Genomic DNA, 12,362 nt, shown 5'->3' with positions numbered 1-12,362 from the left:
CCCCGGATGCGATTTCGGTTCCCCGCCCGCGTCCTGGCGGGCGGAACGGGAAGGATTTTGCCCGCGGCGCGGAAAATTTGGAAGGCGGGCGGTTGCCTCTTCCGGTTGCCACTCCTATGTTCCGGGTCACGGATTTCATTCACAAAATTCCGTCGCCAGGCAATCCCGGCAAAAGTGCGCGATGCGGCTTTGGTCCGGGACTGCGTCAAAGCAAAGAGGAGACACGACGATGGCTTTCGAACTTCCGCCGCTTCCCTACGATTACGATGCGCTCGCGCCCTTCATGTCGCGCGAAACGCTCGAATATCACCACGACAAGCACCACAAGGCCTATGTCGACAACGGCAACAAGCTGGCGGAGGAAGCCGGCCTGGCGGACCTGCCGCTGGAGGAGATCGTCAAGAAGTCCTACGGCACCAACCAGGGCCTCTTCAACAATGCCGGCCAGCACTACAACCACATCCACTTCTGGAAGTGGCTGAAGAAGGGCGGCGGCGGCAAGAGCCTGCCAGGCGCGCTTCAGAAGGCGATCGACAGCGACCTCGGCGGCTACGACAAGTTCCGCACCGACTTCATCGCCGCCGGCACCACGCAGTTCGGCTCCGGCTGGGCCTGGCTCTCGGTCAAGGACGGCAAGCTCGCTATCTCCAAGACCCCGAACGGCGAGAACCCGCTGGTGCACGGCGCCGAGCCCATCCTCGGCGTCGACGTGTGGGAGCACTCCTACTACATCGACTACCGCAACGCCCGCCCGAAATACCTCGAAGCCTTCGTCGACAGCCTGATCAACTGGGACTACGTCCTGGAACGCTACGAAGCGGCCACGAAGTAAGCGCCTCGTTCCGCGAGATGACTCCAGGCCCCGGCCGGTGACGGCCGGGGCCTGGATTGTCGACACCCTTGCTCCCGGCACGCCGTCATCCTCGGGCTTGACCCGAGGATCCATTCTTTTCAAAGGCTTATGGATGGCCGGGTCAAGCCCGGTCATGACGGAGGAGAGGTTTGCGGACTTTGACGGCAGTCTGGGCCTGGCCGGGAGTGGCCGGGTTTTTTGTTCCGGGCCTCAAAAAGATTTTACTTTCATCGACTTCCCAAAATGCAATCATGCGGCCGCATCGTAAATCGGCGGCGCGGAATCGGCCAGCCGCCAGCAATCGGGAGAACTCGATGAAGTTCAGGATTTTGGCGGCCGCGGCCGCGCTTGCGGCCCTCGGCGCGGGCGCCGTCGCGGCGGCGGATGAGCCGCAGGTCGTCCGCCAGGACATGATGAAGAAGGTCGGCGGGGCCATGGGCGCGCTGTCCGGCATCGCCAAGGGCGAGAAGCCCTACGACGCGGAGGTCGTCAAGGCATCGCTGACCACGCTCAGCGAGGTGGGCAAGGCCTTCCCGGACCAGTTCCCGCCCGGCTCCGAGGCGGGCCACGAGACGGAGGCGAGCCCGAAGATCTGGGAAGCGACGGACGACTTCAAGGCGAAGTCCGCAAAGCTTGCGGCCGATGCCGAGGCCGTGCTCGCCGGCCTGCCGGCGGACCAGGCGGCGGTCGGCGCCGCGCTCGGCACGATCGGCCCCAATTGCGGCGGCTGTCATGAGGTCTACCGCCTGAAGAAATAGGCGGTAGGCCGGCTCCTCCTCAAGAATACGCTGACTGTCCCGGCATGCGCCGGGGCGGCAGCCTTGCGTCTCCCGGCCGCGGGAGCGGGATCCCGGTCAGCGAGAGGGAAAACCATGGCACTCAAGAAACTCCTCGGCGGCATCGTGCTGCTCGGCGCGGTCGGCGCCGGCGCGTTCCTCCTCGTGACCGCGCCCGGGCGGCTGCCGGCCGAGACCTGGGCCGCGGCGGGCGAGCCGGACCTTGCCAACGGCGAACGCGTCTTCCATGCCGGCGGCTGCGCCAGCTGTCACGCGGCGCCCGGCGCGCCGGACGACCGGAAGCTCGTGCTCGCCGGCGGGCTGGCGCTGAAGAGCCCGTTCGGCACCTTCCACGCGCCGAACATCTCGCCCGACGAGACGGCGGGCATCGGGGCATGGACGCTCGCCGAATTCGGCGACGCCATGAAGCGCGGCACCGGCCGCGACGGCGGGCACCTCTACCCGTCCTTCCCCTACGCCTCCTATGCGCGCATGACGGTGAAGGACATCGGCGACCTCTACGGCTATCTCAGGACGCTGCCGAAGAGCGCGAATGTCGCGCCGGGGCACGACCTGCCGTTCCCCTTCAACATCCGCCTGGCGCTCGGCGGCTGGAAGCTGCTCTACCTGAACGAGGCGCCGCGGGTGGAGCTGGCGGACGCCGACGAGACGGTGAGGCGCGGCCAGTACCTCGTGGAAGGGCCGGGCCACTGCGGCGAGTGCCACACGCCCCGCGACGTGCTCGGCGGCCTGAAGACGGACCAATGGCTCGCCGGCGGGCCGAACCCGGAAGGCGAGGGGCGCATCCCCAACATCACGCCCGCCGAGGGCGGCTTCGGCAGCTGGAGCGCGGGCGACATCGCCAGCTATCTCGAAACCGGCTTCACGCCGGAATTCGACAGCGTCGGCGGCTCGATGGTCGCCGTGCAGAAGAACCTCGCGCAGCTGCCGAAGGAAGACCGCGAGGCGATCGCCGCCTATCTGAAGGCGATCCCGGCGCGGTGAGGCGGACGATTGCGGCCGCGGGGCCCGGTCAGGCCGTCGCCTGCCGATGCTCGTCGCCGTACATCGCAAGATAGTCGAAAAGCTCGGCCGAGCCGAGGCCGATCGCCTCGAGGACCTCCCGCGCGAAGGTGACGGGCGCCGCGCCGGAGGCGGTGACGACCGCGCCGCCGCGCACGGCCTGCGGCTGGTTGCGGTAATGCGCCTCGCCGCGATAGGCGGGCACGACGTCCTTGAGCTGGCCGGGATAGTTGCCGGTATGCGCCCGGCCGTCGAGCAGGCCGAGGCGGGCGAGCTCCAGCGTGGCGTCGCAGATCGCCGCGACGGGCCTGCCGGCGTCGGCGAAGCGCCCGATCGGAGCCGAAAGGTCGGGCGCCGCGCCGGATTGCCAGATCGTGCCGCCGCACAGCACCAGCACGTCGAAATCCTGCGGCGAGGCGTCTTCCACGCTGCCGGCGGACCTGACGGAAAGGCCGCCGAGCGAGGTGACGTCCGCGCCGCCCGGCGTCAGAACCACGGTCTGCGCCCCGCAATCGCCGCGGGCCGTCGCCATCAGCAGGGCGCATTCCCAGTCGGCATATCCCTCGGTCAGTACGATCGCCAGTCGCTTCGCCATGTCTCGGCCTCCTGATCAGGATTCTTCGCGATTTCGGGCGCGGGACCGCCGCGCATTCCCGCCGGTTTCCTAGCCCAGGGACTGAACGTAGCGCATTCCGGTCACCGGGCCAGCCCGGAAATTCATCTGCTCGTAGAAACGGTGCGCGCCGAAATTGCCGGTCGCCGCGCTCACCGAGAGGTAGCCGCAGCCGGCGATGCGCGCATGCTCGCGGGCGCGGGAGACGAGGTGGCGGCCGATGCCGTGGCCGCGGTGGCCCTCGCGCACGAAGATCTGGTGCAGCTCCATGCCGCGCAGGCCTTCGAGCGCACGGTACATCGGAACGAGGAGCGCGTAGCCGATCAGCCGGCCGCCGGCCTCGGCGACGAGCGCGGTGATCCACGGGCCGGGGCCGAACAGGTCGCGGTCGAGATCGGCGGCGGAGATTTTCGCCGTGTCGCCGTGGCATTCGGCATGCAGCGCGATCATGTCGAGGATCTGCTGGAGGTCGCCCTGGCGCGCGGCGCGGATGGTCAGCATCGGCGGGCGGTCGGCGGCGTGCGGTTCGAGCTTGATGACGGTGTTGTGCATTTCGGGCTCCTTGGGTTTTATGCCACCAGGTGCCCTTGAAACAACAAAGCCGCCCGATGGCGGCTTGTTGACATGATCGAACAGCCGCTCCTTACCGGAACAGCCAAAAATACGTCGCGGCGATGTGCGTGTTCTTGATCATGGCCGCGATATTCTCCGTTTCGCGCCGTTTGTCAATCGAGATTTGCGTGAAAGGCGCCGGGAGGGGATCGCGCCCTTCAGACCACGTTCTCCACGCGCCCGGCGCCGAGCCGCACGACGTGGTCCGAAGGGGCGATCACGCTCGTGCGGTGGGTGACGGCGAGGATCGTCACCTCGCCGGCAAGGCCGCGGATGTGCTGCATGATTCCCGCCTCCGTCGCCTCGTCCAGCGCCGAGCTCGCCTCGTCGAGGAAGAGGAACTGCGGATCGGCGTAGAGCGCGCGGGCGATGGCGATGCGCTGGCGCTCGCCGCCGGAAAGCTTCATGCCGCGCTCGCCGACCAGCGTCTCGAAGCCCTCCGGCAGGCCTTCGATGAAAGGCAGGATCGCCGCCTTCTCCGCCGCGCGGCGCAGCCGGTCCCGGTCCATCTTCCGGCCGAGCACGATGTTGACGGCGAGCGTGTCGTTGAGCAGCACCGGCTCCTGCGGCACGATGCCCACGGCGGCGTACCAGTCCTCCTGGGACACGCCGGCAAGGTCCGCGCCGTCGACGGTGATCCGGCCGGAGGCGGGGGAGAGCGACTTCAGCGCGAGGCGCAGCAGCGTGGATTTGCCCGATCCGGTCTCGCCGACGAGATAGGTGATGCGGCCGCGCGCCGCGGTGAAGCTGACATCCTCCAGGCCGCGGCCGTTCTCGTGGGCGTAGGAGACGGCCTCGAAGGCGAGCCGGCCCGCCTTCGGCAGGAAGCCGCCGGGCGTGGCGGCCTCCGGCTCCTCCGGTGCGGCCCAGATGCGGGCGAGCGGCAGCAGCGAGGCCCGCGCGCGCACCACGTCGTCGACGGCGTGGCCGATCATCTCGAAGGGCTGGTTGAGCTGGAGCAGCAGCGTGTTGAACAGCACCACGTCGCCGACGCTGAGCTCGCCCGCCCGGTAGCGCGGCAGGAGGATGAGGAAGGTGACGACGAACTGCACCGCGAGCCCCGCGCCGAGCAGCGAGGAATAGCCGATGCGGCGGCAGAAGGCGGCCCAGTTGTCGCGCTCCTCGCGGGCCTTTTCGGCGAAACGCGCGCGCATCCAGCCGTGGCTGCCGAAATGGCGCAGCGTCTCCATGGCCGTCATGGCGTTGCCGACGAACCTGGAATTGGCCTGGCCGGCGGCGATCGCGGCATCGAGGAAACCGCGCGTGCGGTGGTTGGCGAGGCCGGTCAGCGCGATGAAGCCGCAACCATAGGCAAGGACGATCAGCACGACTTCGAGGTTGATCGTCGCGCCCAGCATGGCGAGCGCCAGCATGATCTGCGTGATGCCGGGCACGAAGACGACGAGGCCGAGCTGCACCAGCGTCATCAGCGCACCCTGGCTGCGCCGGCTGGCGTTTTCGATCTCGGCCGGGTTGTGCTCGACGAAGAAGGCGGCGCGCTTGCGCAAAAGCCGCTCGAACAGGCTGGTGCCGACGATGAAGCTGAGGTTCTGCGCGCTCATGTAGGAGAGGTACTGCACCATGTGCTGGAGCGCCGCGGCCGCGCCGATCATGAGCGCATAGACGGCAAGGCCCGCCGCCAGCCCCTCGGCGAGCCGGTCGGCGCTCATGGCGTCGACGAGGCGGGAGAAGAGGTAGGGCGCGGCGACCGCCGAGACGGCCGACAGGAACACGATGGCCGCGACCAGCGCCAGCAGCCCGCGCGATGCGCGCCAGTAATTGGCAAGGATGATCTTCACCGGCGCGGCGATCAGCCGCCAGTCGTCGTTCATGGCGAATCTCCCGGAGAGGATGGGGAAGGCGGCATGATGGAGGGGCCGGGGCGGGGAGGCAAGCCTTTGCACCGGCCTTTCTCCGGCGAAGGCAAGGTGGTGCGTCTGCCGCGTCACCCCCCTCTGTCCTGCCGGACATCTCCCCCTCAAGGGGGGAGATTGGATGGGGCACGGCCTCGCCCATTGCTGACGTTGCGGATTGAGCAAGGTTCGCACGTCTTGCCGATCTCCCCCTTGAGGGGGAGATGCCCGGCAGGGCAGAGGGGGGTGGCCCCGCCTCCTGAGCGGTGCAGGCCCGCTACGGCAGCGTATAGGCGATGACGTAGTCGCCCGGCTTGGTGCCGACGGAGCCGTGGCCGCCGGCGACGATCAGCACGTATTGCTTGTCGCCCACCGTGTAGGTCATCGGCGTCGCCTGACCGCCGGCGGGAAGGCGGGCTTCCCAGAGCTGGCGGCCGTCGGTGACGTCGTAGGCCCTCAGGTAGTTGTCGACGGCCGCGCCGAGGAAGGCGACGCCGCCCTTGGTGATGATCGGCCCGCCGATGCCCGGCACGCCCACCTTGAAGGGCAGCGGCAGCGGCGTCATGTCGTAGACCGTGCCGTTCTTGTGCTTGTAGGCGATCTCGCCCGTCGCAAGGTCCGCGCCGGCCACATAGCCCCACGGCGGCGCCTGGCAGGGAATGCCGAGCGGGCCGAGGAACGGGCCCATGTAGACGCCGTAGGGCGCGCCCTCGTTGCGGTTGAGGCCCTGCTCGGAGCCCTTCTCGTCCTGCCCCTTCGGCGGGATCTGGTCGCGCGGCACGAGGCGGGAGGTGAAGGCGAGGTAGGTCGGCATGCCGAACATCACCTGCCGCTCCGGATCGACCGCGACCGAGCCCCAGTTGAACGTGCCGAAATTGCCGGGATAGACGATCGTGCCTTCCAGCGAGGGCGGCGTGTAGCGCCCCTCGTATTTCAGCGACAGGAAGTCGATGCGGCATTTCAGCTGGTCGAACATGGTGATGCCCCACATGTCCTTCTCCGTCAGCGGATCGGGCATGAAGGTGAGGCCGGAGACGGGCTGCGTCGGCGCGGTGAAGTCCTCCGGGATCGCGCCGGTCGGGGCGGGCACCTCCTCGATCGGGATGATCGGCTCGCCGGTGCGCCGGTCGAGCACGTAGACGTCGCCCTGCTTGGTGGGGCCGACGAGGGCGGGGACGGTCGTCCCGTCGCGGGTGATGTCGATCAGCGCGGGCTGGGCCGGAACGTCCATGTCCCAGAGGTCGTGGTGCACGGTCTGGCGCACCCAGCGCACCGCGCCGGTCGCGATGTCGAGCGCGACGATGGAGGAGGAGTACTTCTCCACATGCTCGCTGCGGCCCATGCCGAGCTGGTCGGGCACGCGGTTGCCGAGCGGGATATAGACGAGGCCGAGCGCCTCGTCGTAGCTGAAGACGGACCAGGAGTTCGGCGAGTTGACCGTGTAGACCTGGCCTTCCGGCAGCGGCGTCGTGACGTCCGGGTTGCCGGAATCCCAGTTCCAGATGAGCGCGCCGGAATTGACGTCGAAGGCGCGGATGACGCCCGACTGCGACTGGGTCGAGTAGTTGTCGTTCACCGCCCCGCCGATGATGATCTTGCCGTCGGTGATGACGGGCGGCGAGGTGGAGTAGTAGTAGCCGGCCGGGTTGTAGGGCATGCCCTGTTCCAGCTGGAGCACGCCATTCTCGGCAAAGCCGGTGCAGACGTCGCCGGTCGCCGCGTCGAGCGCGATCAGCCGGGCGTCGGAGGTCGGCAGGTAGACGCGCGCCGCGCAGGCCGTGCCCGCGGTCGCCGCCGGGTCGGCATAGTAGGTCACGCCGCGGCAGGTCTGGTGCTGGCGGTCCGGGTTCATGCCGGAGTTGGAATCGTACTTCCACTTCTCCTTGCCGGTGGCCGCGTCGAGCGCGATCGCCCAGTTGTGCGGGGTGCACATGTAGAGCGTGTCGCCGATCTTCAGCGGCGTCACCTGGTAGGTGGTCTCGCCCACGTCGTCGGGCAGCTTGACGTCGCCGGTCTGGTACTGCCAGGCGACCTGGAGCGTTCCGACATTGTCCTTGTCGATCTGGTCGAGCGGCGAGTAGCGCTGGCCGTATTGCGTGCGGCCGTACTGGTGCCATTCGCCGGCCGGCACGTCGCCGCCGAGCGCGGGCGTCGCGTTGACCACGTCGGTCGGCAGCGCGCCGGCGACGTCGTGCGGGTCCTGCGTCATCGAATAGCCGGCGGCGGCGATGGAGACGAGGACAGCGATGGCCAGCGGCAGGGCCGAGGCCGGGTAGGGTATGCCGGTGGGGCTCGCAAAGCCGAGCGGCCGGCGGATGGCCGGCAGCATCAGCCACAGGCCGAGAAGCACGATGACGCCGCCGCGCGGGCCGAGCTGCCACCAGTCGAAGCCGACCTCCCAGACCGCCCAGCCGAGCGAGCCGAGGATGACGAGGGCGTAGAGCCAGAGCGCCGCGGCCGAGCGGCGCAGGAGCAGGACGGCGGTGGCGAGGAAGGCGATGCCGGTGACGAGATAGTAGGGGCTGCCGCCGAGCGACAGCAGCCACCCGCCTCCGCCCGTCAGCACCAGTCCGATGATGGCGATGACGGCGGCGGTAAGTGTTAGCAACATGACGGTCTCCGTTGGTGATGCCGGCCGCGGGGAGGAACGGCCGGCAAGACGTCCGGCTCAAGGAGGGACGCTGGAGAAATTAGGGCGAAAACGTGACGCTTCAATCCCGGAAAAGAAGGGATGCGAAAATTATACTTTTATACTCATGTTTTGATGGGCGAGGGCAGGCGCCAAGCGCGATGCCCCTTTCCTCCTCACGTGCCGCAGAAGGTGGCGGTGATCTCTTCCCCCGGCTTCGGCGGCTCGGCATAGGCGGCGAAGGCCGGCTGGTCCTCGTAGGGCCTCGCCAGCACGTCGTTCAGCGCGAAGAACAGCGAGAAGTCGCCGTGGTCGACCGCCTCGGTCAGCGCCTCCTCGACCTTGTGGTTGCGCGGGATGAAGGCGGGGTTGACCTTGCGCATCGCCGCCGCGCGCGCCTGCGGGGGCGTCGTCCCGCGCGAAAGCCGCTCGCGCCAGGCGGCAAGCCAGGGCGCCAGCGCGGCGGGATCTTCGAGCAGCCGGCCGAGCGCGGCGTTCGCCGCGCCGCTTTCCGCCGCGTCGGCGAGGTAGCGGAAGGCGAGCGTATAGTCGGCCTTCTGCTCGTAGAGGGTGACCAGCAGGTCGCGGATCAGCGCCTGGTCGCTCTCCTCCTCGTCCGCGCCAAGGCCGATCTTGGCGCGGATCACCGCCTTCCAGTGCTCCTGGAAACGGTCCATGAAGCGCCCGACGGCCTCGTTCGCCGCCTCCACCGCCTTCTCCTGGTCCTCGTCGAGAAGGGCAAGCAGGCATTCTGCGAGCCGGGCGATGTTCCACTGGCCGATCATCGGCTGGTTGCCGAAGGCGTAGCGGGCCCCGTGGTCGATGGAGGAATAGACGGTGCGCGGGTCGTAGCGGTCCATGAAGGCGCAGGGGCCGAAGTCGATGGTCTCGCCGGAGATCGTCATGTTGTCGGTGTTCATGACGCCGTGGATGAAGCCGACGCCGAGCCATTTCGCGATCAGCGAGGCCTGCCGCTCCGCCACCGCCTCCAGCAGCGCGAGATAGGCGTTCTCCTCGCCCTTCAGCTCCGGATAGTGCCGGCCGATCACGTAGTCGGCAAGGAGGCGGACATTGTCCGTCTGGCCGCGCGCGGCGAAGAACTGGAACGTGCCGACGCGCACGTGGCTCGCGGCGACGCGCGTGAAGACGGCGCCGGGCAGCACCCGCTCGCGGTAGACCGGCTGGCCGGAGGCGACCGCCGCGAGCGCCCGCGTCGTCGGGATGCCGAGCGCGTGCATCGCCTCGCTGACGATGTATTCGCGCAGCACCGGGCCGAGCGCCGCGCGCCCGTCGCCGCGGCGCGAATAGGGCGTCTGGCCCGCGCCCTTGAGCTGGATGTCGCGGCGCTTCCCGTTCCGGTCGACCACCTCGCCGACGAGGATCGCCCGCCCGTCGCCGAGCTGCGGCACGAACTGGCCGAACTGGTGGCCGGCATAGGCCATGGCGAGCGGCAGCGAGCCGGGCAGGGGCACGTTGCCGGAGAAATAGGCGGCCCCGTGCCGTTCGAGCGCGTCCGCGGCAAGGCCGAGCTCCTCGGCCAGCGGCCGGTTGAACGCGATCAGCCGCGGCGCCTCCACCGGCGTCGGATCGACCGGCGAGAAGAAGGCGTCCGGCAGGCGCGCATAGCTGTTGTCGAAGGGAATGGGGCGGGCCGTGTCCGGGGTCTTTTCCGGGGCCGTGTCCGCCGTCGCCGTGGTTGCGCCGCTCATCATCGTTCCGTCCCTTCCTTCGCGTCCATGCCTATCAGATAGGGTCTGCGGGCGGCGAGCGAAAGGTTTCTTCGCCGTAAAGCCCTTGCGGGGCGGGCAGGGATGGAATTTCATGGTCTTCTGAATAAGCGGAAGGGGCCGTCCGTTTCCTTCTTCAGCGGGGATGCGCGCCGTTCGGGATGCCGGCGGTCCCGGTCGTTCCTGGCCCGGTCGTTTCTTGGAGGATATCGTGCAGCGGAATGTCCATCGGTTGATCGGGGCGCTCGCCGCCTGTCTCATCGTCCTTGCGGCGCCCGCGGCCTTCGCCGCCGAGCGCTACGCGCTCCTCATCGGCAATGCCGGATACGAGGATGCCGAACCCCTGGAAAACCCGCTGAACGACATCGACCTCGTCGGCGAGGCGCTGGAGCGGGCCGATTTCGACGTGACGCGCGCCACCGACGTCGACCATCTCGGCATGCTCTCGGCGCTCAACACCTTCACGCGGGTGGCGGAGAAGGCCGAGAACCCGGTGCTCTTCGTCTATTTCTCCGGCTATGCGGTGCAGATCGGCGGGGAGAACTACCTGCTGCCGACGGATGCGTCCGGCCGCACGCTGACGGGCCTGCGCAACCGCTCGCTCGCCGTCTCCGAGATCGCCGACGCGCTGCGCAGGCTCGGCACCGGCCTCAAGGTCGTGCTCTTCGACGCCGCGCACGAAAACCCGTTCCCGGCGCTGCGCGACATCCCGGAGGGCCTTGCCGAACCGGGGAACGCCGGCGGCATCCACTACGCCTATGCCGCCGCGCCCGGCGCGGCCTACGACTATGCCGGCACGCCGATCAGCCCCTTCGCCTCGGCCTTCGTCGATGCGGTCAGCATTCCCGGCATCGCGCTCGAGGACGTCTTCCGCAAGGTCTCCGACATCGTCAGGGAGCGCAGCCAGGGCCGGCAGGCCGTCTGGCAGAGCGACGCGGACTACGGCGGGTTCGCGCTGAGCGCCAGGGACGCCAAGGTCGACGAGGCGGAGATCGCCTTCTACGAGTTCGCCTCGCTCTCGGACAACCGCGAGGCCTATGACCGCTATCTCAGCCGCTATCCGGAAGGCGTCTTCGCCTATGTCGCCGAACGCAAGATCGACCTCCTCGGCAGGACGTTCGAGGGCGCGCATGCGGACACGGGCAGCCTGCCATACGTCACGCTCTCCAACGACCGGCACGATCCCTGCGGGCGTCTCGCCTTCGCCGGCAACGATCGCGACCGGCGCCTCTCCGACATCTACAAGGACGGCCAGCTCGTGCTGATCGACCTCAGCTTCTGGGCGCCGCCGGAGGGCTGCGACTATCTCTCCTATTTCACGACCGTCTATTCGCACGAGCGGCTGCGCAACGTCATCACCTCGGCCGCCATCCCCGAGCGCCGCGTCCATGTCGCCACGCAGGACGACCTCAGCCCGAGCGAGGAGCGCGCGATCTACGACTACTTCGACGAGGACCGCCGCGGCTACGCCCAGTCGCTGATGTTCCGCGCGGTCAACGAGGACCGCCGCCACGGCCTCGGCATCGCGGTGAAGACGCCGGACGACAGCGCGCGCGAATATGTCGACGAGATCGACTGCGGCGACGGGTGCCTGCGCGTGCGCGGCCTCGTGCGTTTCCGCGACAATTCCGTGCGCTCGCTGGAGGACTACGAGTTCGAGTTCGTCGACGTGCGCCGCCTCGGCTACTACGACAGGTACCGCGACGCGCTGCGCGACTTCCCGGCCGCCGAGCATGCCTCGAACGACCATGCGGGCCACGAGGCGAAGGCGGACGGCTATGCCGGGGGCGGCTCGTCCGGCCATGACGACGGCTACGGCGCGGATGCCGATCCCTACCGCGCGGTGCGCTCGGTCGGCGGCTGGGACGTCGCCGCGGACTTCGCCGACGGGCGCTTCCTCAACTGCCGCGCCGTGCGCCGCGACGGCGGCCGCCATGCCGCCTTCCGCTGGTACGCCGACGGCCACGTGACCTTCGGCTTCCAGGATGCGTCCTACGACTATGCCGACAGTTACACGAAGGACGGCACCTACTGGATCGACGACGGCAGGGGCTACGACGTCGTCGGCAAGGCCTACGGCCGCCAGGAGATCGCCTACGACCTCGGCAGCGACCATGCGGTGATCGACGCCCTGAAGCGCGGCCGGTTCCTGCGCATCGGCGACGTGCGCACCAGCCTCAAGGGCTCCAGCGCGATGCTGACCGATTTGCAGGCCTGCGTCGGGGTGTTCCGGTAGGACGTCCGCCCCTCATCCGCCTGCCGGCACCTTCTCCCCG

At 68.7% G+C, this 12,362-nt stretch carries 9 protein-coding genes; 4 read left to right on the top strand and 5 right to left on the bottom strand.

Translation table 11 applies throughout. The features are described 5' to 3' along the window. The first annotated feature begins 229 nt into the window (after positions 1-229). From ACIIOY_RS13280 to ACIIOY_RS13270, 3 genes are all read left to right on the top strand, one after another. On the top strand, positions 230-832 hold the full coding sequence (locus tag ACIIOY_RS13280) for a superoxide dismutase (protein ID WP_411035149.1): 603 nt from the start codon (positions 230-232) through the stop codon (positions 830-832). 335 nt (positions 833-1,167) lie between these two features. Then, entirely contained in the window at positions 1,168-1,611 is a 444-nt protein-coding gene (locus tag ACIIOY_RS13275) for a c-type cytochrome (protein WP_411035148.1), read from the top strand. Between the two features lie 114 nt (positions 1,612-1,725). Next, the gene (locus ACIIOY_RS13270) at positions 1,726-2,634 is read left to right on the top strand and encodes a c-type cytochrome (RefSeq protein ID WP_411035147.1); all 909 of its coding nucleotides are present in this window, start codon (positions 1,726-1,728) and stop codon (positions 2,632-2,634) included. 28 nt (positions 2,635-2,662) lie between these two features. On the opposite strand, the gene ACIIOY_RS13265 is transcribed toward ACIIOY_RS13270, so the two are convergent. The 5 genes from ACIIOY_RS13265 to ACIIOY_RS13245 form a co-directional block, all read right to left on the bottom strand. Continuing rightward, positions 2,663-3,247, bottom strand: coding sequence for a DJ-1/PfpI family protein (locus ACIIOY_RS13265; protein ID WP_411035146.1), 585 nt, complete (start codon positions 3,245-3,247; stop codon positions 2,663-2,665). Positions 3,248-3,316: 69 nt separating this feature from the next. After that, positions 3,317-3,817: a GNAT family N-acetyltransferase gene (locus ACIIOY_RS13260; protein ID WP_411035145.1), complete on the bottom strand. Its 501-nt coding sequence runs from the start codon at positions 3,815-3,817 to the stop codon at positions 3,317-3,319. Between the two features lie 218 nt (positions 3,818-4,035). Further along, the gene (locus ACIIOY_RS13255) at positions 4,036-5,709 is read right to left on the bottom strand and encodes an ABC transporter ATP-binding protein (RefSeq protein ID WP_411035144.1); all 1,674 of its coding nucleotides are present in this window, start codon (positions 5,707-5,709) and stop codon (positions 4,036-4,038) included. A 298-nt stretch (positions 5,710-6,007) separates the two neighbouring features. Continuing rightward, on the bottom strand, positions 6,008-8,341 hold the full coding sequence (locus tag ACIIOY_RS13250) for a glucose/quinate/shikimate family membrane-bound PQQ-dependent dehydrogenase (RefSeq protein WP_411035143.1): 2,334 nt from the start codon (positions 8,339-8,341) through the stop codon (positions 6,008-6,010). A 194-nt stretch (positions 8,342-8,535) separates the two neighbouring features. Next, the gene (locus tag ACIIOY_RS13245) at positions 8,536-10,071 is read right to left on the bottom strand and encodes a protein adenylyltransferase SelO (protein ID WP_411035142.1); all 1,536 of its coding nucleotides are present in this window, start codon (positions 10,069-10,071) and stop codon (positions 8,536-8,538) included. A 226-nt stretch (positions 10,072-10,297) separates the two neighbouring features. On the opposite strand from ACIIOY_RS13245, the gene ACIIOY_RS13240 reads away from it, so the two are divergent. Continuing rightward, on the top strand, positions 10,298-12,322 hold the full coding sequence (locus ACIIOY_RS13240) for a caspase family protein (protein WP_411035141.1): 2,025 nt from the start codon (positions 10,298-10,300) through the stop codon (positions 12,320-12,322). Positions 12,323-12,362 lie beyond the last annotated feature (40 nt).

The sequence above is a fragment of the Shinella agrisoli genome, assembly GCF_046557955.1.
GTDB lineage: Bacteria > Pseudomonadota > Alphaproteobacteria > Rhizobiales > Rhizobiaceae > Shinella.
Note: the sequence above shows the minus strand (reverse complement) of the source record. Positions and strands in the feature narration are given on the sequence as shown.

Bases quoted from the DNA above. Each gene is read 5' to 3' on its own strand.
- ACIIOY_RS13280 (WP_411035149.1), top strand. From the start codon at position 230: ATGGCTTTCGAACTTCCGCCGCTTCCCTACGATTACGATGCGCTCGCG.
- ACIIOY_RS13275 (WP_411035148.1), top strand. From the start codon at position 1,168: ATGAAGTTCAGGATTTTGGCGGCCGCGGCCGCGCTTGCGGCCCTCGGC.
- ACIIOY_RS13270 (WP_411035147.1), top strand. From the start codon at position 1,726: ATGGCACTCAAGAAACTCCTCGGCGGCATCGTGCTGCTCGGCGCGGTC.
- ACIIOY_RS13265 (WP_411035146.1), bottom strand. From the start codon at position 3,247: ATGGCGAAGCGACTGGCGATCGTACTGACCGAGGGATATGCCGACTGG.
- ACIIOY_RS13260 (WP_411035145.1), bottom strand. From the start codon at position 3,817: ATGCACAACACCGTCATCAAGCTCGAACCGCACGCCGCCGACCGCCCG.
- ACIIOY_RS13255 (WP_411035144.1), bottom strand. From the start codon at position 5,709: ATGAACGACGACTGGCGGCTGATCGCCGCGCCGGTGAAGATCATCCTT.
- ACIIOY_RS13250 (WP_411035143.1), bottom strand. From the start codon at position 8,341: ATGTTGCTAACACTTACCGCCGCCGTCATCGCCATCATCGGACTGGTG.
- ACIIOY_RS13245 (WP_411035142.1), bottom strand. From the start codon at position 10,071: ATGATGAGCGGCGCAACCACGGCGACGGCGGACACGGCCCCGGAAAAG.